This is a genomic window from Streptomyces sp. EDA2-14 (assembly GCF_054963755.1).
Map to the genome: position 1 here is coordinate 101,676 of NZ_JBUEGE010000007.1, position 24,176 is coordinate 125,851.

23 protein-coding genes are annotated in these 24,176 nt (G+C 72.0%); 5 read left to right on the forward strand and 18 right to left on the reverse strand.

Annotated features, from left to right (window positions below; genetic code table 11):
* Positions 1-62: 62 nt before the first annotated feature.
* From ACY34M_RS19730 to ACY34M_RS19800, 15 genes are all read right to left on the reverse strand, one after another.
* Complete coding sequence (locus ACY34M_RS19730) at positions 63-854, reverse strand: SDR family NAD(P)-dependent oxidoreductase (RefSeq protein WP_462722953.1); 792 nt, start codon at positions 852-854, stop codon at positions 63-65.
* A 9-nt stretch (positions 855-863) separates the two neighbouring features.
* Positions 864-1,532, reverse strand: a complete 669-nt coding sequence (locus ACY34M_RS19735; protein ID WP_462722954.1) for a TetR/AcrR family transcriptional regulator — start codon at positions 1,530-1,532, stop codon at positions 864-866.
* Positions 1,533-1,614: 82 nt separating this feature from the next.
* The gene (locus ACY34M_RS19740; RefSeq protein WP_462722955.1) at positions 1,615-2,655 is read right to left on the reverse strand and encodes a beta-ketoacyl-[acyl-carrier-protein] synthase family protein; all 1,041 of its coding nucleotides are present in this window, start codon (positions 2,653-2,655) and stop codon (positions 1,615-1,617) included.
* A gap of 98 nt (positions 2,656-2,753) precedes the next feature.
* Positions 2,754-3,575 (reverse strand): helix-turn-helix transcriptional regulator, encoded by an 822-nt coding sequence (locus ACY34M_RS19745; RefSeq protein ID WP_462722956.1) that lies wholly within the window; start codon positions 3,573-3,575, stop codon positions 2,754-2,756.
* A gap of 375 nt (positions 3,576-3,950) precedes the next feature.
* On the reverse strand, positions 3,951-5,198 hold the full coding sequence (locus ACY34M_RS19750; protein ID WP_462722957.1) for a DUF4032 domain-containing protein: 1,248 nt from the start codon (positions 5,196-5,198) through the stop codon (positions 3,951-3,953).
* 41 nt (positions 5,199-5,239) lie between these two features.
* On the reverse strand, positions 5,240-6,187 hold the full coding sequence (locus ACY34M_RS19755) for a Gfo/Idh/MocA family protein (protein ID WP_462722958.1): 948 nt from the start codon (positions 6,185-6,187) through the stop codon (positions 5,240-5,242).
* An 81-nt stretch (positions 6,188-6,268) separates the two neighbouring features.
* Positions 6,269-8,146 (reverse strand): DUF2264 domain-containing protein, encoded by a 1,878-nt coding sequence (locus ACY34M_RS19760; RefSeq protein WP_462722959.1) that lies wholly within the window; start codon positions 8,144-8,146, stop codon positions 6,269-6,271.
* Positions 8,143-9,150 (reverse strand): hydroxyacid dehydrogenase, encoded by a 1,008-nt coding sequence (locus ACY34M_RS19765; RefSeq protein ID WP_462722960.1) that lies wholly within the window; start codon positions 9,148-9,150, stop codon positions 8,143-8,145. The genes ACY34M_RS19760 and ACY34M_RS19765 overlap by 4 nt, the downstream gene beginning before the upstream one ends.
* On the reverse strand, positions 9,147-10,010 hold the full coding sequence (locus tag ACY34M_RS19770) for a carbohydrate ABC transporter permease (RefSeq protein ID WP_462722961.1): 864 nt from the start codon (positions 10,008-10,010) through the stop codon (positions 9,147-9,149). The genes ACY34M_RS19765 and ACY34M_RS19770 overlap by 4 nt, the downstream gene beginning before the upstream one ends.
* On the reverse strand, positions 10,007-10,990 hold the full coding sequence (locus tag ACY34M_RS19775; RefSeq protein WP_462722962.1) for a carbohydrate ABC transporter permease: 984 nt from the start codon (positions 10,988-10,990) through the stop codon (positions 10,007-10,009). Before ACY34M_RS19775 ends, ACY34M_RS19770 begins: the two co-directional genes overlap by 4 nt.
* Before the next feature lie 31 nt (positions 10,991-11,021).
* A complete protein-coding gene (locus ACY34M_RS19780) occupies positions 11,022-12,365 on the reverse strand; it encodes an ABC transporter substrate-binding protein (RefSeq protein ID WP_462722963.1) in 1,344 nt (447 codons plus the stop codon).
* 103 nt (positions 12,366-12,468) lie between these two features.
* Positions 12,469-13,644 carry a substrate-binding domain-containing protein gene (locus tag ACY34M_RS19785; RefSeq protein ID WP_462722964.1) on the reverse strand — a complete coding sequence of 392 codons (1,176 nt, stop codon included), beginning with the start codon at positions 13,642-13,644 and terminating at the stop codon, positions 12,469-12,471.
* A 95-nt stretch (positions 13,645-13,739) separates the two neighbouring features.
* Positions 13,740-14,552: an arylamine N-acetyltransferase family protein gene (locus ACY34M_RS19790; RefSeq protein ID WP_462722965.1), complete on the reverse strand. Its 813-nt coding sequence runs from the start codon at positions 14,550-14,552 to the stop codon at positions 13,740-13,742.
* A 39-nt stretch (positions 14,553-14,591) separates the two neighbouring features.
* On the reverse strand, positions 14,592-15,863 hold the full coding sequence (locus ACY34M_RS19795; protein WP_462722966.1) for a cytochrome P450 family protein: 1,272 nt from the start codon (positions 15,861-15,863) through the stop codon (positions 14,592-14,594).
* Positions 15,864-15,944: 81 nt separating this feature from the next.
* Positions 15,945-16,193 carry a hypothetical protein gene (locus ACY34M_RS19800; protein WP_462722967.1) on the reverse strand — a complete coding sequence of 83 codons (249 nt, stop codon included), beginning with the start codon at positions 16,191-16,193 and terminating at the stop codon, positions 15,945-15,947.
* A gap of 94 nt (positions 16,194-16,287) precedes the next feature.
* Here ACY34M_RS19800 and ACY34M_RS19805 point away from each other — a divergent pair, with 94 nt between their 5' ends.
* Positions 16,288-17,031: an MgtC/SapB family protein gene (locus ACY34M_RS19805; protein ID WP_462722968.1), complete on the forward strand. Its 744-nt coding sequence runs from the start codon at positions 16,288-16,290 to the stop codon at positions 17,029-17,031.
* Positions 17,032-17,202: 171 nt separating this feature from the next.
* Here the strand turns inward: ACY34M_RS19805 and ACY34M_RS19810 are convergent, their stop codons facing one another.
* A complete protein-coding gene (locus ACY34M_RS19810; RefSeq protein WP_462722969.1) occupies positions 17,203-18,648 on the reverse strand; it encodes a cytochrome P450 in 1,446 nt (481 codons plus the stop codon).
* A 142-nt stretch (positions 18,649-18,790) separates the two neighbouring features.
* Between ACY34M_RS19810 and ACY34M_RS19815 the strand changes: the two genes are divergently transcribed.
* The 3 genes from ACY34M_RS19815 to ACY34M_RS19825 all read left to right on the forward strand — a co-directional run bounded on the left by ACY34M_RS19815 (position 18,791) and on the right by ACY34M_RS19825 (position 21,376).
* Positions 18,791-19,417 carry a TetR/AcrR family transcriptional regulator gene (locus ACY34M_RS19815; protein ID WP_462722970.1) on the forward strand — a complete coding sequence of 209 codons (627 nt, stop codon included), beginning with the start codon at positions 18,791-18,793 and terminating at the stop codon, positions 19,415-19,417.
* Positions 19,418-19,514: 97 nt separating this feature from the next.
* Positions 19,515-19,970, forward strand: a complete 456-nt coding sequence (locus ACY34M_RS19820; protein ID WP_462722971.1) for a MarR family winged helix-turn-helix transcriptional regulator — start codon at positions 19,515-19,517, stop codon at positions 19,968-19,970.
* Positions 19,967-21,376 (forward strand): MFS transporter, encoded by a 1,410-nt coding sequence (locus ACY34M_RS19825; protein ID WP_462722972.1) that lies wholly within the window; start codon positions 19,967-19,969, stop codon positions 21,374-21,376. The genes ACY34M_RS19820 and ACY34M_RS19825 overlap by 4 nt, the downstream gene beginning before the upstream one ends.
* A gap of 3 nt (positions 21,377-21,379) precedes the next feature.
* Here ACY34M_RS19825 and ACY34M_RS19830 read toward each other — a convergent pair whose 3' ends face one another.
* Positions 21,380-22,162, reverse strand: a complete 783-nt coding sequence (locus tag ACY34M_RS19830; protein WP_462724121.1) for a slipin family protein — start codon at positions 22,160-22,162, stop codon at positions 21,380-21,382.
* Between the two features lie 160 nt (positions 22,163-22,322).
* A complete protein-coding gene (locus ACY34M_RS19835; RefSeq protein WP_462722347.1) occupies positions 22,323-23,057 on the reverse strand; it encodes a 2OG-Fe(II) oxygenase in 735 nt (244 codons plus the stop codon).
* Between the two features lie 275 nt (positions 23,058-23,332).
* On the opposite strand from ACY34M_RS19835, the gene ACY34M_RS19840 reads away from it, so the two are divergent.
* Positions 23,333-24,136 (forward strand): putative protein N(5)-glutamine methyltransferase, encoded by an 804-nt coding sequence (locus ACY34M_RS19840; protein WP_462722346.1) that lies wholly within the window; start codon positions 23,333-23,335, stop codon positions 24,134-24,136.
* Positions 24,137-24,176 lie beyond the last annotated feature (40 nt).

Genomic DNA, 24,176 nt, shown 5'->3' on the forward strand with positions numbered 1-24,176 from the left:
CTCTGGCAGACCGTTCCATGGGGGGACGGTGTGACACAAGCCGCCTGGAGGGGTTCGGCGGGTCACACGGCGGTGTAGGCGCCGTCCACGAGGTGGTAGCTGCCCGCGATGAACGAGGCGCGGTCCGAGAGCAGGAACACGATCAGCTCGGCGACCTCCTCGGAGGTGCCCAGGCGGGCCGCCGGGTGCAGCGAGACGAGACCGTCGTACGCGGCCTTGTCCATCTCCTTGAGGAGCGGGGTCTCGATGAAGCCGGGGCCGACCGCGTTCACACGGATGCCCTGTGCGGCGTACTCGGCGGCCGCCGACTTCGTCAGGCCGACCACGCCGTGCTTCGCGGCGACGTACGCGGGCGAGCCGGCGAAGCCGACCGAACCGAGGATCGAGGCGACGTTCACGATGGCGCCGCCGGCGCCCGCGGACTGCATCGCGGGGAGCTCGTAGCGCATCGAGTAGAAGACGCCGTCGAGGTTCGTGCGCACGACGCGGTTGTACACGTCGATGTCGTACTCGCCGGTGGGGGCGCTCGCGCCGCCGATTCCGGCGTTGTTCACGGCCAGGTGGAGTCCGCCGAACGTGTCGACGGCGAACTGGACCGCCGCCTCCACGGAGGCCGGGTCGGTCACGTCGACGGCCACGGCGGCGGCCTTCAGGCCCTCTGCCGTGAGCGCCTCGGCTGCCTCCCGTGCGCCCTTCTCGTTGTAGTCCGCGATGACGACGTTGGCGCCGCCGCGGCCCAGGCGGCGGGCGGTGGCCAGGCCGATGCCGGAGGCGGAGCCGGTGACGAGGGCCGTCCTGCCGGCGAACTCCGCGGAGTAGTCGATCACTTCACCGGTGGTGGGGGTGGTGCTCATGGTGCGATTTCACTTTCTGGTGGCGACGTCGGGGGCCGCCGCGTCGGCGGCCTCCCTGATGAGGGCGTCGTAGGCCCGCGCGACCAGATCGGCGAGGTCTTCGGCGTCCGTGCCCGCGCCGCGCGCCCATGTGCGCAGCGCGGCGGTCAGCACTCCGGCGGCGGCGCCGACCACGACCTCGGGACGCGGGTCCCTGGCCGGGTCGGTGCCGAGCCGGTCGGCGATGATGCGTACGGACTCGTCCTGGGCATCCACCCGGATCCGTTCGTACGCGGCGAAGAGGGCGGGCTCCTCGTCCACGGCGGCGTACAGCTCGCGCAGTGACGGGCGGTGGTGCCAGGCGGACGTGTCGCGGTCGGCGAGCCAGTCCGTGACCGCGCGCCGGTAGGCGAGCAGCGGCGGTTCGCCCGCGGGACGGGCGCGCAGCGCCGCGTTGATCCCCGCGCCGTCGGCGCGCGTGAAGTCCAGTGCCGCGTCCTCCTTGCCGGCGAAGTGCCGGCTGAAGGTGCGGCGCGTGACGTCGGCGCGCTCGGCGATCGCCTCGACCGTCACGGCGCCGAGTCCGCGCTCGAGGACCAGCTCCACCGCGGCCTCCGCGAGCGCCTCACGCGTTCGCTGGGCCTTGACCTGCCGACGGTCGCCGGCAGGTCGGGGGCTGGTGGCCTCGTTCGCCTTCATGTCTTCACGGTACACCTAAATGTCCCAATGGGACACGTGTCCCACAGGGACATTTTTGTCGTGAGGTGTCGGACAGGGAGCGTCAGGCGTGCCAGTGGCCGTGCACTGCGGCGGTCGTGAAGCCGGGGCCGTACGCGACCATCGTTCCGCGGGCGCCCGCGGGGGGTGGCTCCAGATGGGTGCGCTCCAGGACCCGCAGCACGCTGACCCCGCCCAGGTTCCCCTCGTTGGTGAGCGTGGCCGTGGAGTGCCGGCTGTCGTGGGCGCCGAGGCCCAGCGCCGCGGCCGTGTCCGCGATGATGCGCGGAGAACCCGGATGGATCACGGCGAAGTCGGTGGGGCGTGCGCCGAGCCAGCCGGTGACGCTCGGCAGGGTCTCTCCGAAGGCCGCGCGGCCCTGCTTCGTGGCGTCGAAGTGCAGTCCGTCGGCGGTGATGCGGCCGCCCAACTGCGTCGCGGTACCCGGCAGGACGTGCTCGAAGTCGTCCTCGCACGCGAAGCCGGGGCCGAGCGGTTCGTCGCTCACCACGGCCGCTCCGGCCGAGTCGCCGAACAGCGCCTTGTAGATCATCGCGTCGATGCCGGTGTCGCTGTGGTGGTAGACGGCGGAGATCACCTCGGCGGCGACCACGAGCACCTTGCTGCCGGGGCGGGCCGCCACCATGTCCGCCGCCCGGATCAGCGACTTGGTGCCGCCCGTGCAGGCCAGCGTGGTGTGGGCGAGGGAGCGGGCGGTGGGGCGCAGGCCGAGCCGGGTCATGAGGTGCACGTCCAGGTTGGGCGCGGCCCACCCCGTGGAGTGCGTGGTGACCACGCCGTCCAGGTCCTCGGCCCGCAGGCCGGCCGCCGCGATGGCCCGGGAGGCCGCCTGCTCGGCGAGTTCGAGGGCGTCCGCGAACGCGGTACGGGCGCGCTCGGCGATGCCCGCGGCGCCCGCGACGGTGGGTGAGTCGAGCGGCCGGGCGAAGTAGCGGGTCTGCACGCCGCAGCCCTGAACGGCGCGCACCGCTGCGGCGATCCGCGGATGACCGGGGTGGCGGTCGCGTATGTCTTCGGCGATCTCGTCGGTGGTCACCTTGTGGGCGCCGAGGACGGTGTGCGGCATCGAGATGTAGGCGGGCATGGCTGTCTCCCACGGGGCTGAAGGGCTGTGGGGGGCCAGTTCAACCTACGTTGTGGCGACGCGTCCGCCTCGGGCGCCCGGTTCCCGAGGGGTGGAAATCAGCCTGCGCGCAGTGCGGGACTCCTGGGGTGGGCGCGCTCCACGCCCGGATGGAAGACCAGGATCATCAGGCGCGCGCCCGGCGTGGTGAGCGGCTGCGCGGCGCACATCGTCGCCCAGCCGGGGCCCAACCGGGCGTGCAGCAGCGGTCGTTCGTCGCCGTCGGGGTGCATGGCGGACCCGCCGGACTCGTAGATCGGGGCGGCGTCCGGATCGGCCAGCACCTCCTTCTCGATCTGGGCGAGCGTGTCGTCGTCGGGGCGGGCGGCAAGAGCGGCGCGCAGCTGGGGGAGCAGCAGGGGCGCCCACGCGTTCCGCCAGTCCACGAGCATGTGCCGGGCGTGCGGGTCGAGCAGCATCCAGCGCATCGTGTTCGCCGGGGGCCGGTGGTCGGGGAACAGTTCCGTGAACGCCCGGTTGCAGGCCAGCAGGTCCCAGGACGAGTCCGAGACGTACGCGATGTGGTCGATGCCGTCGACCGCTTCCTGCCACACGCCGGGGATCTCCTTGCCCGACGTCGGATACAGCGGGCCGGGCGGGTCCTGCAGGAGCGCGTAGCGGCACAGCAGTACCCACTCCTGCTCGTTCAGCCCGAAAAGACGAGCCACGTCGCGCAGCAGTTCCGCCGGGGCGTTCGGGTACGTCCCCGACTCCAGCCGGTGGTACGTCCCGAGCGTCCGGTGCAGCAACTGGTCGACCTGGTGCTGGGAGAGGCCGGGAGCGCGGCGGCCCTGGCCTGTGGGGCGGGCAAAACCGTGGGATTCGGGGGCTATGAGGGCGCGCCGTTCACGGAGCAGGGCGCGAAGCGCCTTCTTGTTCATGGTGGGTAATCCCTCGTTGTTCACGCCTGGTTGAGCCAGAGCAGTCTAAATAGTCCCAAGGTCTTTGGTAATAAACATTGCCCGAAGAAAACGATCAGACGGTGCGTCATGATGAGGAGAGTTGGGTTGCCCACCTGCTGGTTTCCTCGCTCGTGAGCATCAGGGCACGGCGAAGCGGCACCTGTGTCGAGCCACTCGAAAATGGCTGAAATTTCCTGCTGGGGGTAACCCGCACGCCTCTGCGACCGTTCACGCAGGTGCGAGTGGGGCCGGGCCACCAATTGCGTTCGATGTGGCCGGAAAATGCGTTGTGAGACGCAAACGCCCACACTCGTCCGGGCGGTCGGTGGAGGTCACTGGCTGCGGTCGGTGCCGTCACTCGCCATCACGTAGCGGCCACGGCACCGGCCGCGCCCGGTCCAGGCTCCCGTCCGAGCCGGCCTTGTGCACCGTCCGCACGTAGTCGTCGGCCGCCGCGTCGAGCCCGATGTCGTGCTGGGCGCGCTCCGACAAGTACCAGCGGTGCTCCAGGAGTTGGTGGTACAGCTCGGCCGGGTCCATCGGCGTCGGGACGCGGTCGCGGACGGCGCGGACCGTGGGGCGGAACACGTCGCGGACCCAGCGGTGGGCGAGGACTTCCGGCCGGGCGTCGGCCGCGTCCTCCTGCGTCGCCATCCAGCTCTCCAGATCGCCCAGGAGCCGCCGCGCCTGGTTCTCCTCGGCGTCCATGCCCGTCAGGCGCAGCAGTTGCCGCTGGTGGTGGCCCGCGTCGACGACCTTCGGCACGAAGGTGACGGTGTCGCCGTGCGGCGAGCGGGAGATCTGCATCTCGGCGACGTCGAAGCCCAGGTCGTTCAGGCGGCGGATGCGGCGCTCCATGTAGTGGTGCTTGCCCGCCGGGTACACCGACGTCCGCGTCAGCTCGCTCCACAGGTCCGTGTACCGCTGCACGATCTCCGTGCCGAACTCGATCGGGTCGATCGACGGGTGCAGCGCCCCCGACGCCTCCAGATCGAGCATCTCGCCCGCGATGTTCACCCGCGCCAGATCGATGTCGTACTCCCGCTGCCCGTCGCTCAGCCGCGGGTGCAGCTCGCCGGTCTCGGCGTCCACCAGATACGCCGCGTACGCGCCCGCGTCCCGGCGGAAGAGGGTGTTGGACAAGGAGCAGTCGCCCCAGGCGAAGCCGCTGAGGTGCAGACGGACCAGGAGCACCGCCAGCGCGTCCATCAGGCGGTGCACGGTTTTCGGCCGCAGTGTCGTCTCGAACATCGAGCGGTACGGCTGAGAACCGCCCAGGTGCCGCGTGATCAGCACGGGCTCCAGCGGGCTGCCGTCGGGCTGCTCGCGGCCCGTCACCACGGCGAGTGGATCCACCGCGGGGATCCCCATTCGGTCGAGCGTGCGCAGCAGTTCGTACTCGCGCAGCGCGGGACGCTCGGCCAGCTCCTTCACCGCGACGACCTCGTCCCCGGCGCGCGCATAGCGCACCACGTGCCGCGAGATGCCGCGCGGCAGCGGCACCAGGTACTCCTCCGGCCACTCCTCCAGCGGGATGTGCCAGGGCAGGGCGAGCAGGAGCACCGGGTGCTCGGGGTTGGTGGCGCTGATCTCGAGCGGCATGGCCACCAGCGTAAAGGGGGCCCGCACGGCTTTTCGTCGATCTACTGATCGGGTCCCGGTTCGGGGCGGCCCGACGCCAGGGACCGCTGGGCGGCCGCGAGCAGCTCCGTGAGCAGCAGGCCGAACCGGGCGTCGCACGGGTGCGGGACGCCGCCGCGCGCCGACTCCAGCAGGGAGTCGACCGCCGCGGCGAGCGAATCCCGGGCCGTACCGGCGCCCGTCGGCATCGCCGACACGCCCCGCGTGCCGCGCAGTTCGACCACGACACCGCCCGCCGCCGGGGGAGCGGTCAGGGTGAGCGTCGCCGTGCTGGAGGCGCCGCCCTTGTGCCGGAGCACGAGATGCACCGTGTCACCGGGTCCGCCGTGCGCCGCCACCGTCGTCACGTCGCCCAGGAGCGGCAGCAGCACGGACAGGGCATGCGGGCCGACGTCCCACAGGGCGCCCTTCTCGGCCCGCCACGGCGTCGTGGCCCGCACATGCGCGTCGTCGCCGGGTGTGTAGAGCGCGCCGTACCAGTCGGCGCGGCCCGTGAACCAATCGTCCGACGCGGCCTGTTCGGTGATCCAGTCAGCCGTGGACGGCGAGTGCCGCAGCGTGCAGAAGACGATCGACGCGACGCCCGCCGCGTCGGCCGCGTCGACCACGGCGCGCGCCGCTTCGGGGCGGGTGGCCAGCGGCTTGTCGAGGAGCAGATGACAGCCCGCGGCGGCGGCCCGTGCCGCGAGCGGGGCCTGCACGTCCGGCGGCACCGCGAACGCCACGGCGTCGCTCGCCGCGAACAGCGCGTCCACGTCGTCGTACGCCGTCGTGCCGTGCTCGGCCGCGAGTTCGGCCGCCGCCTCCGGCCGGCGCCCCCAGACACCGACGAGATCGACGGCCTTGTGGGCCTCCAGCGCGGGGGCGTGCGTGCGGCGGGCCCAGGAGCCGGTGCCGACGAGCCCGAAACGCACGGGGCCGGACGGGGTGGGCGTGGTGGATGAGGTCATGGCCAGCAGTATCGGTCCGTGGGGCGCCAGGGGCACAGAGGGCGGGGACCGGGCGCGCCGCCACCGTGCCCCGGCAGCCGCTCAGTCCTGTCGCACCCCCAACGGCTCGAACCCGACGACCGTGCGCGCGCCGTCGGCCCAGCGCACCGTCAACTCCCCGTCCAGCACGGCGACCTCGGACACGGCGTCCGCAAGCGGCGCCCGCGGAGGCCGCGCCCCGAGCGACGCCAGCGCCACGAACAGTGCCGTCCCCTCCACGTCCGCCGCGAGACGCGGCACCCGCACCCAGGGCTCGTACGCCGTGCCCCCGGGCGCCCGCACCTCGTCGCGCCCGTCCCAGCCGTACAGGCCCACCAGCTCAGAGTGCAGGCCCTGCGTCGCCCAGCCGGTGAGTGTCACGCGCGCGCCGTGCGGGGCGCCGACCACCCGGTGCACCCGCAGCTCGTGCGCGCCGCGGGCCACGGTGACGCTCTCCACGCGCAGCCCCGGCACCATCGGCGGACCCGACGCGAACACCGGCCGGTGCCAGGACGCCGCCCAGCCCCAGCCGTCGCCGTGGCCCGCGCCCAGCGGGTGGATGCGGCGCCGCACGCTGCCGACGCCGCCGCGCTCCACCGACAGATGGTTGTCCGCGGGATTCACCGAGGACGTGGGACCCGTGTGCGTCGAGTAGGCCTGACGGCTGTAGAGCGCGTCCTCCTCGGAGGCGGACTCGCCCTCGAACGGTCGGACGTGGTCGCTGCCGTGGTTGTGCAGCCGCACGATCCCGTCGTCCCGCGTCGACTGCACCAGCAGGCCGGGCGCCGGCAAGGCGAGCACCCGGTCGGGGCCCTCGCTCGGCGCCGGCTCCTCGGTCGCCGTCCACAGCGGATCGTCCTCGCCCGCGAGCAGCGCGACGAACCCCTTCGACGCCCAGTACGGAGATGCCGGACCCGAGTAGTGCTGCAGTGTCGCGTCGTGCGGGCCGTGCCAGCCGAGGCTGAGCAGCCCCTCGTCCGTGACCCCGCCACGGTCCAGGAAGTAGCGCAGGTTCCCGCTGATCAGACGGCGCGACGTGCCGGGGGACAGGGGAGTGTGGCCGGTGACCGCGCCGACGCCGACGGCGGCCGACGCCGCGAACCGGTACGTCAGCGAGCGGCCGAAGTGGATCGGCGCCCCGTCGCCGCCGAAGAGCAGCGAGAAGCTTTCGAGGTGCTCGCGCAGGCGCGGCCCGACCCACTCCGACAGCGCCGTGTCGCCCCGCAGGTGCGCGTGCAGCAGCGGGTAGAGGTGCAGCGCCCACCCGTTGTAGTGGTCGAAGGCCCGCCCGTCGCCGTCGCGGTACCAGCCGTCGCCCTCGTACCAGGTCTCCAAAAGGTCCAGCGCCCGCTGGATGGCGCGCGTCGTCGCCGCGTCGGACCGGCCGACGGACTCCAGGAACGACGCCACCATGAAGGGGAACAGATACCAGTTGTTCGGGGCGGGCGTATGCGTGATCGCGCCGCGCAGCCACTTCTCCGCCCGGTCCTGCACGTCCCCGTCGAGCCGGTCCCACAGCCACGGCCGGGTCAGCGAAAGACCGAGCGCCACCGACGCGGACTCCACCATCGGCTGACCCTGTACGTGGTGGTCGAGGATCAGCGGCCAGGACTCGGCGTCGGCGCGGCCCGGCGTGCGGGTGCCCGCCGCGAGGCCGCTCGCGTACCGGTCGAGCCAGCCGTGCGGGTCCTTGCCCTGCGCGCCGGCGACCCGGAAACCGGCGGCCAGGAACGTACGGGCATAGCCTTCGAGACCGTCCGAGCGGACGCCGGATCCGGAGGGCCGGCCCGGCAGGTCGAGCAGCGCGCCCTCGGGCGTCGCCCACCGCCAGGCCGCACCGAGCAGCCCGTCGGCGACGGCCTCCCAGTGCGCGCGGGTGAAGCCGGTGTGCGGGCTCAGCTCGCGGTCTTCCGCGGGAAGGTCGAACGGGGGGTTGCTCATGCGAGGAACGCCAGCCTTTCGCGTCGTACGGGATGGGCGAAGCCGTCGCCCGCGGCCCAGCGCGCCAGCTCACCGGTCGCGGTGTCGGCGAGGCGCTGCCACTCGCTGCCCTGGGACCCGGCCAGATGCGGCGTGATCAGCGCGTTCGGGCAGCTCCACAGCGGATGGTCCGCGGGCAGCACCTCCGGGTCCGTGACGTCGAGGACCGCCCGGATGCGGCCCGCGCGGACGACGTCGGTGAGGGCGTCCTGGTCGACGACGGCGCCGCGCGCGGTGTTGACGAGGGTCGCGCCCGGCCGCATCGAGTGCAGGAGTTCCCGGCTGACCAGTCCGCGCGTGGTGGGCAGCAGGGGCGTGTGGACGCTCAACAGGTCGCTGTCGGTGAAGAGTTCGGGCAGACCGACCCGCCGCACACCCAGCTCCGCCGCGTCCGCGTCCGAGATGTACGGGTCGTGGAGCAGCACCTCGAAGTCGAAGGGCCGCAGGAGTTCGACGACGCGGCGGCCGATCAGCGAGGCGGACAGGATGCCCACGGTGCGGCGGTAGTTGCCCACCTCCGGCGAGGTGAGCAGCCAGTCGTCGCGCTCACGGGTGCGCCGGAAGTCGCGGGCCCGCTCCAGGACGCGCTTCCCGTGCAGCAGGATCATCGCGAGGGTGTACTCGGCGACGGGCAGCGCATTGGCCGAGGCCGCCGACGACACCTCGATGCCGCGCTCCCAGCACGCGTCGGTGACATGCCCGCGCACCGAACCGGCCGAGTGCACCACGGCCTTGAGCGCGGGCGCCGCCGCCAGCACCTCGGCGTCCAGTGGCGGGCAGCCCCAGCCGGTGACGAGCACCTCGACGTCGGCGAGCACCTCCTTCGCCCGCACCGTCGTCAGATCGTCGAGCACGGGCAGCGGCGCGAGCGCGCACACCTCGTTCAGCGCGGCCATCGACCGCGGCGTGAACACGGCCGCCGCTGCCTGCGGGGACATGGCCAGCGCCACGCGGGGCCTGCTCATTTGACCGACCCCGCCGTCAGACCGGACTTCCAGAAGCGCTGGAGGAAGACGAACGCGAGGACGAGAGGGAGGACCGCGAGGAGCGAGCCCATGATCACCACCGGGTAGTACTCGGGCGAGACGGAGGCCTGGCTGTTCCACTGGAACAGACCGAGGCTCACGGGGTACAGATCCTGGTTCGACAGCATCACCATCGGCAGGAAGAAGTTGTTCCAGATCGCCGTCAGCTGGAAGAGGAAGACGGTGATGAGGCCGGGGCCGAGCATCCGCAGGGCCACCCGGACATAGGTCGTCAGCTCGCCGGCACCGTCGACACGCGCCGCCTCCAGGACCTCGTTCGGTACGTACCCCTGGGCGAAGATGCGGCCCAGGTAGACGCCGAACGGATTGAACAGGACCGGGACGAACACCGCCCAGAAGGTGTTCACGACACCCATCTCGGAGGCAATCAGATACAGCGGCAGCGCCAGCACCGTCTGCGGCACCATGACCGCGGCAAGGACCAGGCCGAACAGCTTCTCCTTGTGCCGGAAGTGGTACTTGTCGAAGGCGTAGCCGCAGGCGACGCTGATCAGCGCGCCGATCGCCGCGCCGAGCACCGCGTACAGCAGGCTGTTGCCGTACCAGCGCGCGTACAGACCGCCGTCCATCGCGAACAGGTCCTTGAGGTTCTGCACGAAGGAGAAGTCGCTCAGCGACAGGATGCTGCTGCTGAACAGGGCGTCGCGGGCCTTGGACGCGGCGAGGACCAGCCACAGGACGGGGAGCAGCGTGTAGAGGACGGAGATCGCGACGACGACGTTGACGGTCGCCCGGCCCAGCAGCCGTGGGCGCAGCAGGGTGGAGTGCGTGGCGCTCATCGGACGTCCTCCTCGGCCGAGTTGACGCGGTTGGTCCAGCGGGTGACCCCGTAGGAGACGGCGATGGTGACGATCAGCAGGACCACGGAGGCGGCCGCGGCGAGCGAGTAGTTGTTGCGGCTGAACGCGGCGTCGTAGATGTACATGCTCGGGGAGAAGCGCGAGTTGATCATCTGCGACGACTGATGGAGCAGCATCGGCTCGGTGAAGAGCTGAAGCGCCCAGATCATCGTGAACATCGCGACCATGACGACCGAGGAGCGCACGAGCGGCGTCTTGACCTGGAGCGCGGTACGCACCGGGCCCGCGCCGTCGACGACCGAGGCCTCCAGGACCTCGCGCGGGACCGCCTGCAGGGCCGCGTAGAAGACGACCATGTTGTAGCCGAGATTGGACCACAGGGCGATGTTCACGATCGACGGCAGCGTGGTGTGCAGGCCGAGGAAGTCGACGGTGATGTCGGCCTTGCCCAGCGCCTCGATGACGGGACTGATGCCCGGCGTGTAGAGGTACAGCCAGATCAGCGCGGCGATGATGCCGGGCACCGCGTGCGGCAGGAACAGGCCCAACTGGGCCCACGAGCGCAGCCGTACGACACCCGAGTCGAGCAGCAGGGCCAGCGCCAGGGAGCCGATCACCATCAGCGGGATGTAGATCACGCAGTAGAGCCCCACCGTGCCGAGACCCGACAGGAACGTCGGGTCGCTGAGCACGGCGGCGTACGACCGCAGGCCCACGAACACCGTGCGCTCGGCGCCGAAGCCGAGGCCCGGCTGGTCGTCGCTGAACAGGCTCAGCCACACCGCCGTCGCCACCGGGGCCAGGAACACCAGTCCGAGGAGGAGGAAGAACGGGGTCATCAGGACGCCCGCCGCACCGCCTCGGCGGCGCTTCGCCGCCCGCTGTGCTGCGCGGCCGGACTGTTCGCCCGCCTGCTTCGGGGCCGTGGGCGCCGTGGGCGCATGGGCTGTCGCGGTCATGAGGGTCACCTGCCTTTCGGGGAGCGGGCGGTCACGTGGAGTGCTGGGTGGTGGTGAGACCGAGGGACTTGAGGTCGGGCATCGTGCCCTCCTGCGCGGCGCGCACGGAGGACAGGACCGTGCCGGAACCGGCGCCCGCGCGGGCGAAGGCGTCCTGCATGACGGTGCCGGTGGCGGTCATCCGCGGGCCCCAGATCCAGTTGCCGCTGATCTTGTGGGCCTCCTCCTCGAAGAGGCGGTAGATGTCCTGGCCGCCGTAGTACGCCTCGTCGAAGTCCTTGCGGCCGACCGGGATCAGCCCGGTGGCGGCCGGGTACTGGCTGCTCGCGCCGCTGGACAGACGCGCCTTGAGGGAGTCGGGGTGGGCGACCTGCCACTCGATGAACTCCAGGGCGGCCTCGGGGTGGCGGCTGTTCTTCGTCACGGCGAAGGTGGAGCCGCCGTGGGTGCCGAGCGACGGACGGTCCGGGGTCCACTGGGGCAGTGGGGCGATCCGCCACTTGCCCTTCTGCTCGGGGCGCGCGTTCATCTGCGCGCCCGCGTCCCACGCGCCGCTGAGCCGGGTCAGGACCAGGCCGTTGCCGATCTGGGCGTCGTAGAGGCGGGCGGTGGAGGAGTTGACGTAGACGAGTTTCTCGTCGATGAGGCGCTGCCAGTAGGCGGCGACCTTGCGCGTCGGGGCGTCCGCCATGGAAACGTTCCACGCGCCCTTCGACGTGTCGAACCACTGGGCGCCGGCCTGCCAGGACCAGCAGGCGAACTGCGAGAAGCCGTCCGTGGGGAACACGGTCAGCCTGCGGCCGCCGCCGGTGCGCTTCACCTTGCGGGCGAGCTCTGCGAACTCGTCCCACGTGGTGGGCACTTCGAGGTCGTACTTGTCGAAGAGGTCCTTGCGGTAGTGCATGACCATCGGCTCGATGTCGAGCGGGACGGAGTGGGTGTGGTTCTCGAACGTCGTCTGGGCGAGCGACTGGGGCAGCAGCTTCGCCCTGAGGTCGTCGCTGATCATCTCCGTGATGTCGCGCGTGACGCCGTCGATCGCGAAGCCCGGCAGCTGCGGGTACTCGATGGTCGCGACGTCGGGGGCGTTGCCCGCGCGCGCCGCGTTGCTGAGCTTCATGTACCCGCCCTGCGTGCCGGACGGTATCTGCTCGAAGTCGACCTGGATGTGGTCGTGGGTCTTGTTGAACGCGTCCACCACTTCCTGGCTGCCACGAAGGGCGGACCAGAACGTGATGGTCGTCTTGCCGGTCCTGCTTGAGCTAGAGCTTGCCGACGACGCGCTGTCGTTCCCGCTGCAGGCGCTCAAGGCGCCCGTCAGGGGCAGCGCGGTGATCGCGGCGAGCACCGATCGACGGCTCTGTCGACCAGGCATGGGCGCCTCCCGCGGCTCCTGCGTGTTCGAGTCACGGGAATCCTGATCGGTTCACAAGAGACGGTCAATAGATCGATCAGAAGAAAATGAAACGATCAAACGCTCACTGTGCGGCGGGAGTTGAGGGGTGCGGGTCGCGATACGGGGCAGACTGGGTGGAACCGCGCACCTTCAGTGTCGGCAGCAACTCCACGCGGTGCGCGGGCCCGCCGGGGGCGCTCCCGGAGGCCCGGCCGATGCGGTGCAGCAGCAGGTCCGCGGCCGCCCGGCCGACCTCCGCCTTCGGCGGGGACACGGCGGTCAGTGGAGTGCCGCCGAGCCCGGCGACCACGTCGTCGTACGCGATGGCGGAGCAGTCCTCCGGGACACGCAGCCCCGCGTCTCGCAGTGTCTGTACGAGCATCAGCGCGTCGACGTCGCCGTGCAGCAGGGCGCCCGTGGCCCCCAACTCGGCCAGCAGGGACGGCAGGTGGAGCGGCTGCTCGGTGTGCACCGTGTCCGGCTCCGGGACGGCGGCGGGGGAGCTGAGGGCAACCGCCCACTTGTCGACCCGCGGGTGCTCCGCCGCGATCTCGGCGAACGCGGCCCGCACCGCGCGCGCCGTCGGGCTGTCGTCGCGCGCGGCGAGCACGATGCGCCGGTGGCCGAGACCCGTCAGATGCTCCACCGCGAGGTGCACGCCGTACCAGTGGTCGGTGCACACGGTGTCCACGGCATGCAGCGGGCTGCCCCTGCGCGGCCTGCGCTCCATCACGACTGTGGGCACGTCGACCCGCGCCAGCCACGCGTAGTCGGCCTCCTCGGTGGCGAGGCTGCGCCAGCGCGGGGCGATCAGCAGTCCACGCGCGCCGTCCGCGAGGGCCCGTTCCACGAGCGGCTGTTCGGCGCCCGGGGCGGCGGGCGCGATGTGCAGGGCGATCCGCACCCCGGCCTCCTCGAAGGCGGTGCGGGCGCCGTGCAGCATCTCGTACAGATAGGCGTGCCGCTCGGGGACGACGACGGCGACGGGGCCGCCGGTCGGGTCGGGGCCGGGTGCTTGCTTGCGGGCTTCCCCGTGTTCCTGCGGCCGGTCGTGGCCCTCGTCCTGCTCCGGCAGGATCGGGCGGGCGATGCCGTGGCCGCGGCGCAGCTTGCCCGCGCGTGCCAGTTCTTCCACGTCGCGGCGGAGCGTCACCACCGACACCGCGAGTTCCGTGGCCAGATCGCTGACCCGCGTCGCGCCGCGCGCCTGCACGGCGGCGAGGATCCGCTGCCGCCTGAGATCGACCGGTTCGCGCATGCTGATGGCCCCCTCGTGACCCGCTGGTCCCGCTGTTCGTTTGAGCGTTTTTCTGAACGCTTCGGCCGAGCATAACCAGCGGGTGGTGTCGGGCGTCAGCCCTCCGTCGGATTGGGCTCCGGCGGTACGTGATCGAGGACGATGCCGAAGTGCTGGTCGTAGGCCTTGAGGACGGAGGCGTCGGTGGGCAGCTCGGTGAGCGTGCGCTTGCCGTGGACGGTGGTCGTGAGCGTATGACCGCTGAGGGTGATCCGTCCGTTCCCGGTGAGCCGCGAGCAGACGACGGACCGTGTGAAGTGGGAGTCGGGGGAGGTGCGGTGATACCAGGCGCCGGCCGTGAAGTCCCGCAGCATGCGCGGGCGTTGTTCGAGCAGATACTCCGGATCGCCGTCCCGCAGGACGAGAAGGTCGCCCTCGGCGCCGCCCTCGACGGTGTCCGCGCCGACGTCCTCGATCCGGAACACCCCGTCGGGGTCGTGCTGCTCGCCCCGGTCGTCGAAGGCCAGCGGATAGTGGGTGTGCGTGCCGAACCCGACGTCCGCGAGCCACGTCGTGCCCTCGGCCGAGCGGACGCGCAGCGCCATGTGGTCGTACGGGATGCCGAGCCGGCCGGCCTCGCCCACGACGCGCGCCTGGAGCGGCGTCACGCCGAAACCGAGCGCGCCGAGCAGGGCGGCGAACGCGCCGTTGAGTTCGTAGCAGAAGCCGCCGCGGCCGCGGTCGACCAGCTTGGCGACGAGCGCGTCCGCGTCGAGGACTATCTCCTCGCGCAAGTGCACGGAGAGGTTCTCGAACGGCACGGCACGCAGATGCGCCAGATGCAGCGTGCGCAGCGCGTCGGCGGTCGGCGCCGCGGGGCGGGCGGCACCGATGCGGTGGAGGTAGGCGTCGATTCGGCGGTCGTCCATGACCGCAGTCTCGCAGGAGAGGTTCGAGCGGGTCCCGTGTCACCTCCGGTGGGCGTCAGGACCCGGCCGTACCGGCAGCTCGCGCACACTGTTGCCCACGAAACTCGGCTGCGCGGGCAACTCCTCGTCCGCGACCGCCACGTCCAGTTCGGGAAACCGGGTGAACAGACGCTCCAGCGCGACCGTGGCCTCCAGCCGGGCCAGCGGGGCGCCCAGGCAGTAGTGCGCCCCGTGCCCCAGCGACAGATGCCGGGTGAGCGGGACCCGCGCGACGTCGAAGCGGTCGGCGTCCGGTCCGTGCGCCGCCGGATCGCGGCCGGCGCCCGAGTATCCGGCGAGCACGGGCGTGCCCTTCGGTATCGGCGTGCCGTCGACCGTGAGGTCGCGCGTCGGATAGCGGAACGGGAAACAGCTGACCGGGCTGTCCCAGCGCAGCGTCTCCTCCACGACATCCGCCCAGCTCGCCGTGCCGGCACGGACCAGCGCCAACTGGTCGCGGTGCGCGCAGAGCGCCCGCACCGCGTTCGTGATCAGGTTCAGCGTCGTCTCGTGCCCGGCGACGACGAACAGGATGAGCGTGCCGATCAGCTCCTCGCGGCTGAGCCGGTCACCGTCCTCCTCGTGCGCCGCGAGCAGCGCGCTCGTCAGGTCGTCGCCGGGTGCCTGTTCGCGGGAGGCGACCACCCGGGCGAGCACCGACACCATCTCCTGGTTCGCGGCGACGGCTCTGCCCGGCTCGATGTGCGTGGCCACGACGTCGCTCGACAGCTCGTGCAGCCGCGCCCTGAACTCCTCTTCCACACCGAAAAGTTCGCAGATCACCCGCATAGGCAGCGGCAGCGCGAAGTGGGTGCGCAGATCGGCCGCGCCGCCGCCTTCCCGCGCCGCCGCGCCCAGCCCGTCCAGCAGCTCGTCGGTCAGCGCCACCACCCGCGGCCGCAGCGCCTCGACCCGCCGCGCCGTGAACGCCCGGCTCACCAGGGACCGCAGCCGCCGGTGGTCCTCCCCGTCGGCCGTCGTCATCCCGCGCACCGTCGCGAACGTCCGCAGCGGCCATCCGTCCGGGATCCGCCCCTCGCTGAGCGCGGCGAAATGCCGGGCGTCCTTGGCGACATCGTCTCGCCCCAGGAACTCCTTCAGTGCCTCGTGCCCCAGCACGAGCGCGCCCTGCACGTCATCGGGCAGCACCACGCGGGCCACCGCGCCGTCCGCCCGGAGCCGGTCGTTGAACGCGTGCGGGCAGCGCCCGGCCGGGTCGATGCGATGCGACGCGCCGACGCGGTCAAAGGAGTCGGAGGTGGGAGTGGCCATGTCGCGCTCCTTGACTGCCGGAGGACGACGGCCGCGACGGAACACGACCGCTGCGCCTTAAGCGCCCCGACGCGACCGATGCTAGGGCGCCCCGGCCTCCAGGCCCAGACCGTAGATCCGCTCCAACAACCATTCCTCGTTGCCCGAGAGGCCCGCCCTGCGCAGTGCCTCGTCCGCCTCCTCGATCGGCACCGTGAGCACCGCCGCCGTCGAGGGCGGTTCGGAGCCGGAGAGCGCGGCGCGCGCCGTGTGCATGAGACGCAGGCACGCCTGCGCCGCCGCCAACTCGGGGTTCGTCGTCTGCTGTCCAAGGTTCCTGGTCCCGTTCATGGGTCCACTCTTGCGCATGGGTCTGACAATCCGGCCCGAGCGGCGCGGGTCTACCCTCGGGAAGATCACTCCAACGGAGAGGAGGGACACGCCCGTGCCGTCGCTCGCGTTCTCCCTGTTCGACCCCGCCGCAGGTCAAGGCCTGCGGCAACTCGCCGAGTTGAGCCTCGCCCTGGTGCTCTCCACGCTGATCGGGGCGGAGCGAGCCGTCCAGCAGAAGAGCGCGGGGCTGCGCACGCACACCCTCGTCGGCGTCGGCAGCGCGCTGTTCATGGAGGTGTCGCAGCACGGGTTCAACTCCGTGCTCGGCATGGACGGCGTGTCGTTCGACCCCTCGCGGGTCGCCGCGCAGATCGTCTCCGGCATCGGCTTCATCGGCGGCGGCCTCATCTTCGTACGACGCGACGCGGTGCGCGGTCTGACGACGGCGGCGACCGTCTGGCTGACGTGCGCCATAGGGATGGCCTGCGGCGGTGGCCTGCCGCTGCTCGCGCTGGCCGCGACCGCCTGCCACTTCCTCGTCGTCCGCGGCTACCCCTGGGTGACGCGCCGGGTGCCTGCCTTGGCCACGGAGCGGCGCACGGGCCTGCACCTCGCCTACCGGCTGGGCTCCAGCGTCCTCACCCGCGTCCTTGAGGAGTGCACGAGCCGCGGGTTCCGGGTCGTCGAGCTGCGGGGCGGCAGCGCCGACTGGGAGCCGGTCCGGGGCCGCAGCGGGACGATGTCCGTGCGCATGGAGATCGAGGGCGCGTCCGACGTGCCGGAACTCGTGGCGGTGCTGGCGGAATTGGACGGGGTGCTGGACGTGGCGTCGCTCGCGGCGGCGCCGGACGACTGACTCGCGCGCCGTCTCGGCGCGCGGGTCGAATTCGGTCAGCCGGCCGGCGCAGGGCCGTCGCCTCGTCGAGGACCACGGTGTGCGGGTCCGCGGACGGTCCGTCGTGCGGGCCCCTGCCGCTGGTGTCCGTCAATGACGCACCCTATGAGGGACATCGAGGGCCCGGAAAGATCACCTGCGGTTCAGTTGCAGCCGCAGACCGCGAGGCATCAGCGTGAGGCGTTCCGTGATCGCGAGCCGGTAGTCGGGCTCGGGCAGCAGGTCGTAGCGGCGCAGCAGGAGGCCGAGCACCAGCGTGGCCTCGTGCAGAGCGAACTGGCGGCCGATGCAGGCGCGGGCGCCCGTGCCGAACGGCTTGAAGACATGGCCGGGGCGGGCGCGGACCGCCTGCGGGGTGAACCGCTCCGGGTCGAAGGCCTCCGGGTCCTCGCCCCACGCGGCCGGGTCGCGGTGCAGCATCGTCGTCAGGACCAGCGCCCACGCGCCGCGCCGCATCGGGTGCGTGCCGCCGAGCGTCGTGTCCGCGAGCGCCTCACGCGCGAAGGCGGGCGCGGTCGGCCACAGACGCAGCGACTCGTCCAGGACCCGCCGCAGATAACGCAACTTGGCGACCTGCTCGTACGCGGGTACGTCCACGTCGCCCCAGACCCGGTCGACCTCCTCGCGCGCCTTCGCGAGCACGTCGCGGTTCTGCGCGAGGTAGTGCAGCGCGAAGGACAGCGCGCCCGACGTCGTCTCGTGGCCCGCCACCAGGAACGTGATGACCTGGCGGCGGATGTTCTCCGGCGTGAGCCGCTCGCCGGTCTCCGGGTGCGTCACCTCCAGCATCCGGTCGAGCAGGTCACCGGGCCCGCCGTCGGAGGCGCGGCGGGCCGCGACCACCTCGTCGACCGTGCGGTTCAGGTACGCGCGGTCCGCCGCGTTGCGCTTCTCGGCGCCGCGCAGCAGCACGGACGACAGCAGCGGCGGCACCACGTTGCGGCGCTGCGCGAACGTCAGCGCGCCGACCATCGCCGTGATGAACGGATGCGGCCGCTCACGCTCGAACGACCCGAAGTCGTACCCGAACCCGGTCCGGGAGATCGTCTCCAGCGTCAGCTTCGTCATGTCGGCGGGTACGTCGACCGTCCTGCCGGCTGCCTCGCTCCTGTCCCAGGACGCCATCAGCTGTCCGGCCACGTCCAGCATGAGCGGGTGGTAGCCGGCCATCGCGTCGCGGCTGAAGCCCGGCGCCAGGATGTCGTGCGCCAGCTGCCAGTTCGGCTCGTGGTTGTACGCGGTGAAAAGGCCGTCGCCCGCGAGGGGGCGCAGATTGGCGACACCGAGCCCCACGTGCTTGGCGAACCGCGACTCGTCGGCCAGCTCCGCCGCGAGCTCCGCGCCCCACACGAACACGATCTCCTTGCCGAACCCCTTGCGCCGGAAGATCGGCCCGAGGTCCGCGGCGAGCTTCATCGAATCCTGGAGCGGGGTACGGACGTTGGCGCCCACCACGTCCCCGATGAGCGGCACCCGGCGGGACGGATGCGGAATGCGGTCCAGGCGCGGCCAGCCCTGCTCGGCACTGCGAAAACCTCGCGGCAGCGGGGTGCCCGCGGCCTGTGTCACCTGCGCCATCGTGCCCATCTCCCTTGTGCGACTGCCCGATTGGGGCAGCCGGACCACACTGTTAGACGTGGATTCAATAACGCGGCACAGTCTGAGCCTGTTATTGAACTCACGTCAAGTAAGGGGCGGTGCGTCGCGTAGGGTGCGCCTCATGACCAGGGAGCGAGGGGCAGTCCCGGCGGCGGGGGAGCGCACCCGGCGCAGACTCAGCACGCAAGAGCGGCGCGAGCAGCTGCTCGCCGTGGGCGCCAGGCTGTTCGCGGGCGCCCCCTACGACGACGTGTGGATCGAAGAGGTCGCGGAGATCGCCGGCGTCTCGCGCGGACTGCTCTACCACTACTTCCCGAACAAGCGGGACTTCTTCGCGGCCGTCGTGCGGCGCGAGAGCGAGCGGATGCTGCGGCTGACCGCCGCCGTGCCCGGCATCCCCGTCCGCGACCAGCTCGGCACGGGCCTCGACACCTTCCTCGAGTACGTCGCCACGCACGCACACGGGTTCCGTGCCTTCCACCGCGCGGAGGCGGCGGGTGACCCGGCTGTGCGCGCTGCCTACCAGGAGGGCCTCGCCGCGCACGAGGCGCAGATCATGGCCACCCTCGCGGCGGACCCGCACATCGTCGACGGACTCCCCGCGCCGGACGTGCTCCGTCTCGCCGTCCGCGGCTGGCTCGCGTTCCTCGTCGCCGTCTGCCTGGACTGGCTGGACGCCGCGGAGCTCACGCGCGAGCAGGTGCGGGACCTGTGCGCGCGGGCGCTGATGGGGGCGATCGGCCTGTGACGGGGCGGGGCCCCGACGGTCGGGTGTGACGAGGTCCCGGTCCCACAGTCGTAAGGGTAACTTGCAAGGCTTCCTGTCTACCTCGTACGGTGTCGACATGTCAGCAACGCAGTCAGCCGCGGCCGACGAGCCGCCCGCCGAGCGGGTCGCCGCCGACCTCGCCACCGTCGTCGGCCGGCTCTCGCGCCGGCTGCGCACCGCGTCGCCGGACAGCCTGCTCACCCCCACCCAGCGCGCCGTGCTCGCCCGCCTCGAGTCCGAGGGGCCCGACACGACCGCCGCGCTCGCCCGCGCCGAGTACGTACGACCGCAGTCCATGCGGCTCACGCTCGGCGCCCTGGAGGAGCAGGGCTTCGTCTCCCGCGCGCCGGACCCGAGCGACGGGCGGCAGTCCGTCGTGTCGATCACCGGCAGCGGCCGCTCCACCCTCGACGCCGTCCGGGCGGCCAAGCACGGCTGGCTCACCCACGCGCTCGCCGAGGAACTCGACAGCGACGAGCGGCGCACGCTCGCCGAGGCCACCGCGCTGCTCGAACGGCTGGTGCGCAAGTGACCCACGGCGTGGGGAACCCTACGGTCGTCGTCGACGGCGCCGCGGCCCCCGCGCAGCAGCAGGGCTTCCGGTCCCGGCTCACCGCGCCCCTGCTCCTCGGCTCGGTGCTCAACCCGCTCAACACCACGATGATCTCCACCGCCCTGGTGTCGATCGGGCACGACTTCGGGATCGGCGCCGCCGACACGGCCTGGCTGATCTCCGTCCTCTACCTCGCGAGCGCCGTCGCCCAGCCCGTGCTCGGCAAGCTCGCCGACACGCTCGGCCCGCGCCGCGTGTTCCTCGCGGGACTCGTCGTCGTGTGCGTCTCCGGGATCGTCGGCGCCCTGGCGCCCGCCTTCGGCTGGCTCATCGTCTCCCGGCTGCTCCTCGGCATCGGCACCTCCGCCGCCTACCCTGCCGCGATGGCCGTGCTGCGCGACGAGGGCCGCCGGGTGGGCCGCCGCCCGCCGCGACCCGTCATGGCCCGGCTTTCCTTCGCCGGACTCGGCAGCGCGGCCGTCGGGCCGACGCTCGGCGGGCTGCTCGTCATGGCCGTCGGCTGGCGCGGCATCTTCGCGGTCAACGTTCCGGTGGCGGCGCTCGCGTTCGGCTGCGCCCTGCTGTGGATCCCGCGGGATCCCCCGCGCGCCCCGGACGGCGAACCGGCGCCGCGTCCCGCCCTCGACCCCCTCGGCATCGGCCTGTTCACCACGGCCCTCACCGTCCTGGTCTTCTTCCTCCTCGACCTGTCCGACCCCATGTGGTGGCTGCTCGCCCCGTTCGTGGCGCTCACCGCCGTGCTGGTGTGGTGGCAGTTGCGCAGCAGGGCGCCGTTCATCGACGTCCGCATGCTCGCCGGGAACGCCCCGCTGGCCCGCACCTACCTGCGCCACGGGCTGAGCTATCTGCTCATCTACTGCGTCATGTACGGATTCACCCAGTGGCTGGAGGAGGGCCGCGGTTTCTCCTCCGGGCACACCGGACTGCTGATGCTGCCGATGTCGCTCACCGCGCTGGTGTGCTCGCTGCTCGGCGCCCGCACCAAGGGCATCCGCGCCCCGCTGATCGCCGCGTGCGTCCTGCTCGTCGCGGGCGCGGGACTGCTCGCCTTCCTCGACGGCGACACACCGCTCGCCCTGCTGCTGGTCGCGGGCGCGTGCTTCGGCATCCCGCAGGGCTTCGTCGGCACCTGCAACCAGGCGGCCGTCCAGGAGCACGCCCCCGCCGCCGACATCGGCTCCGCCGCGGGCCTGCAGCGCACCGCCCAGTACATCGGCGCCATCACCGCGTCGAGCCTGATCGCCCTCGCCTACGGGCAGCGTGCCAGTGACAGCGGGCTGCACCTGATGGCCGGCGTCTCCGTCGTCCTCGGCATCCTGCTCACCGTCGTCACCGTGACGGACCGGGCGCTGCGCAGGAGTTGAGGCTCAGGACTTGGCGGGCGGGCCAGGCTGCTGCGCGCGTTCCAGGAAGCGCAGCAGCTCCACCGGGAACGGCAGAACCAGCGTCGAGTTCTTCTCGGCGGCGACCGCCACCACGGTCTGCAAGAGCCGCAGCTGAAGCGCGGCGGGCTGAGTGGACATCTCCTTGGCCGCCTCGGCGAGCTTCTTCGAGGCCTGCAACTCGGCGTCCGCGTTGATCACACGGGCCCGCCGCTCGCGGTCCGCCTCCGCCTGCCGGGCCATCGAGCGCTTCATCGACTCGGGCAGCGACACGTCCTTGATCTCGACCCGGTCGATCTGCACGCCCCAGCCCACGGCCGGGCTGTCGATCATCAACTCCAGGCCCTGGTTGAGCTTCTCGCGGTTCGACAGCAGATCGTCCAGCTCGCTCTTGCCGATGATGGAGCGCAGCGAGGTCTGCGCCATCTGGGAGACGGCGAACCGGTAGTCCTCGACCTGCACCAGCGCGTTCGCCGCGTCGACGACCTTGAAGTACACGACGGCGTCGACCCGTACGGTCACGTTGTCGCGCGTGATGCCCTCCTGCGCGGGCACGGGCATCGTCACGATCTGCATATTGACCTTACGAAGCCGGTCGATCATCGGCACGACCATCGTGAACCCCGGCTCGCGCACGCTCCCGGCGAGCCGCCCGAGACGGAACACGACACCGCGCTCGTACTGCTTCACCACGCGGGCCGCGGCCGCCGCGTACACCAGCAGGACACAAACCAGCGCCACGCCCGCGATCACGAGTTCCTGGACCATGACGACACCCCCAGGTGTCCGAGCCCTCTGCCGTCCGCCGTCGGCCTCCGTTGCCTCAACGATATGCCCGATATGTCCGCACGGTCGAGTCCCTGCGATTCCGGGCCGTCCGGGCTGGTCTGACCGTCCGGACCGGTCGGCCCGGTCGTCCCGGCAGGGCTCATTCCGCGTCGTGCAGGACCAGCCCCAGTGTGTGACGGCGCCCCGACCTGACCGTGCTCACGCCGTGCCGCATCGGGCCGTTCGACCAGCCGCGCACCGAGCGCACCGGACGGTCACGCGTTGTGAACACCAGGGCGTGCCCCTGGAGCAGCGTCGTCGAGTGGCCGCGCGTCTGGGCGCGCGCCCGCTGCTCCGTCATCAGGAACTCACCGCCGGTGAAGTCCGTGCCCGGCTCGTCCAGGCCGATCACGACCTGGAGCGGGAACACCAACTCCCCGTAGATGTCGCGGTGCAGGGCGTTCCAGTCGCCGGGGCCGTAGCGCAGCAGGATCGGCGTCGGTCGCGTCTGGCCCGCCGCATGGCACCGGTCGAGCCACTCGTCGAGGGTGTCCGGCCACGGCGCGGGCCGGCCCAGGCGCCGCGCCCACTCCCGCGCCACGGGCAGCAGCCGCGGATAGAACGCCGCACGCAGCTCCCGTACGAGACCGGGCAGCGGATGGTCGAAGTAGCGGTACTGCCCGCGCCCGAACCGGTAGCGCTCCATGTCGACCGTCGACCGGAAGCGGTGCACGTCGTCGTAGAGCGCGGCGACCGCACGGCACTCCTGGGCGGTGAGCACCGGGCGCGGTGTGAGGGCGTGGCCGAACGCGTCGAGTTCCGCGCCCAGTCCGGCCCAGTCGAGGGCTGCCACGCGTGCGTGCGGGGCGGTGGCGGTCGTGGTGGTGCCGGTCATCGCGGTGCGCCTTTCCTCGGGAGGGCGGTATCGGCCAGGACTCCAGCCTCCTCGTCGCGAAGGCGGTGTGCTGGCGGCAATCGGACGCGGTGTTCGGTGGGGTAATGTGGCCGGGCCGTACCGCACCGCGAGGGAACGAGGAGGTGAGTCCGATCACCGTTGTGTCAGGTCGGGAGCTCCCTTCTCCCGCCGTACGCCCCGTCCGCTCGCGCTGAGCGACGCCGCGCCGTCCGGTGACCGGGAGCCCCCTCGGCAGCCGAGAGGCCACCCCCTTCATGTCGCTTTCCCCGTCGTCCAGAACCCCCCTCACGCTCGACCCCGCCCCGGTGGTCGCCGCCCTGCGCACCGCCGGCTGCGTCTTCGCCGAGGACGAGGTGCGCGTACTGCTCTCCACCGCGCGCGACGCCGCCGAACTGGAGGGCATGGTCGAGCGCCGCGCACGCGGGCTGCCCCTGGAACACGTCGTCGGCTGGGCCGAGTTCTGCGGGCTGCGCGTCGCCGTCGACCCCAGCGTCTTCGTGCCGCGCCGCCGCACCGAGTTCCTCGCCCGGCAGGCCTTCACGCTCACCCCGCCCGGCGCCATCGTCGTCGATCTCTGCTGCGGCACGGGCGCCGTGGCCGCCGTCCTGGCCGCCCGGCGTCCGGCGCGGCTGCACGCGGCCGACCTCGACCCCGCGGCGGTGCGCTGCGCGCGCCACAATCTCGCCCCGCTCGGCGGCGAGGTCCACGAAGGCGACCTGTACGCACCGCTGCCCGCGGACCTCAAGGGGCACGTGGACACCCTCGTCGCGAACGGCCCCTATGTGCCCACCGGCGACGTCGCCCTGTTGCCGCAGGAGGCGCGCGAACACGAGCGGCGCATCGCCCTCGACGGCGGGCACGACGGCCTCGACGTGCTGCGCAGAGTCGCCGTCGAGGCCCCTGACTGGCTGGTGCCCGGCGGACACCTCTTCGTCGAGACGAGCGAGCGCCAGGCCCCGGCGGCGCAGGCGGCCGTGCGCGCGGCGGGCCTGCACGCGCGCGTGGTCGAGAACCACGACCTGTACGCCACGATCGTCATCGGTACGCGCACCATCTGAGGCGGGGGTTTCGACCGGCGCGGCGCCGGTACCCGGAGCG

Bases quoted from the DNA above. Each gene is read 5' to 3' on its own strand.
- ACY34M_RS19730 (WP_462722953.1), bottom strand. From the start codon at position 854: ATGAGCACCACCCCCACCACCGGTGAAGTGATCGACTACTCCGCGGAG.
- ACY34M_RS19735 (WP_462722954.1), bottom strand. From the start codon at position 1,532: ATGAAGGCGAACGAGGCCACCAGCCCCCGACCTGCCGGCGACCGTCGG.
- ACY34M_RS19740 (WP_462722955.1), bottom strand. From the start codon at position 2,655: ATGCCCGCCTACATCTCGATGCCGCACACCGTCCTCGGCGCCCACAAG.
- ACY34M_RS19745 (WP_462722956.1), bottom strand. From the start codon at position 3,575: ATGAACAAGAAGGCGCTTCGCGCCCTGCTCCGTGAACGGCGCGCCCTC.
- ACY34M_RS19750 (WP_462722957.1), bottom strand. From the start codon at position 5,198: ATGCCGCTCGAGATCAGCGCCACCAACCCCGAGCACCCGGTGCTCCTG.
- ACY34M_RS19755 (WP_462722958.1), bottom strand. From the start codon at position 6,187: ATGACCTCATCCACCACGCCCACCCCGTCCGGCCCCGTGCGTTTCGGG.
- ACY34M_RS19760 (WP_462722959.1), bottom strand. From the start codon at position 8,146: ATGAGCAACCCCCCGTTCGACCTTCCCGCGGAAGACCGCGAGCTGAGC.
- ACY34M_RS19765 (WP_462722960.1), bottom strand. From the start codon at position 9,150: ATGAGCAGGCCCCGCGTGGCGCTGGCCATGTCCCCGCAGGCAGCGGCG.
- ACY34M_RS19770 (WP_462722961.1), bottom strand. From the start codon at position 10,010: ATGAGCGCCACGCACTCCACCCTGCTGCGCCCACGGCTGCTGGGCCGG.
- ACY34M_RS19775 (WP_462722962.1), bottom strand. From the start codon at position 10,990: ATGACCGCGACAGCCCATGCGCCCACGGCGCCCACGGCCCCGAAGCAG.
- ACY34M_RS19780 (WP_462722963.1), bottom strand. From the start codon at position 12,365: ATGCCTGGTCGACAGAGCCGTCGATCGGTGCTCGCCGCGATCACCGCG.
- ACY34M_RS19785 (WP_462722964.1), bottom strand. From the start codon at position 13,644: ATGCGCGAACCGGTCGATCTCAGGCGGCAGCGGATCCTCGCCGCCGTG.
- ACY34M_RS19790 (WP_462722965.1), bottom strand. From the start codon at position 14,552: ATGGACGACCGCCGAATCGACGCCTACCTCCACCGCATCGGTGCCGCC.
- ACY34M_RS19795 (WP_462722966.1), bottom strand. From the start codon at position 15,863: ATGGCCACTCCCACCTCCGACTCCTTTGACCGCGTCGGCGCGTCGCAT.
- ACY34M_RS19800 (WP_462722967.1), bottom strand. From the start codon at position 16,193: ATGAACGGGACCAGGAACCTTGGACAGCAGACGACGAACCCCGAGTTG.
- ACY34M_RS19810 (WP_462722969.1), bottom strand. From the start codon at position 18,648: ATGGCGCAGGTGACACAGGCCGCGGGCACCCCGCTGCCGCGAGGTTTT.
- ACY34M_RS19815 (WP_462722970.1), top strand. From the start codon at position 18,791: ATGACCAGGGAGCGAGGGGCAGTCCCGGCGGCGGGGGAGCGCACCCGG.
- ACY34M_RS19820 (WP_462722971.1), top strand. From the start codon at position 19,515: ATGTCAGCAACGCAGTCAGCCGCGGCCGACGAGCCGCCCGCCGAGCGG.
- ACY34M_RS19830 (WP_462724121.1), bottom strand. From the start codon at position 22,162: ATGGTCCAGGAACTCGTGATCGCGGGCGTGGCGCTGGTTTGTGTCCTG.
- ACY34M_RS19835 (WP_462722347.1), bottom strand. From the start codon at position 23,057: ATGACCGGCACCACCACGACCGCCACCGCCCCGCACGCACGCGTGGCA.
- ACY34M_RS19840 (WP_462722346.1), top strand. From the start codon at position 23,333: ATGTCGCTTTCCCCGTCGTCCAGAACCCCCCTCACGCTCGACCCCGCC.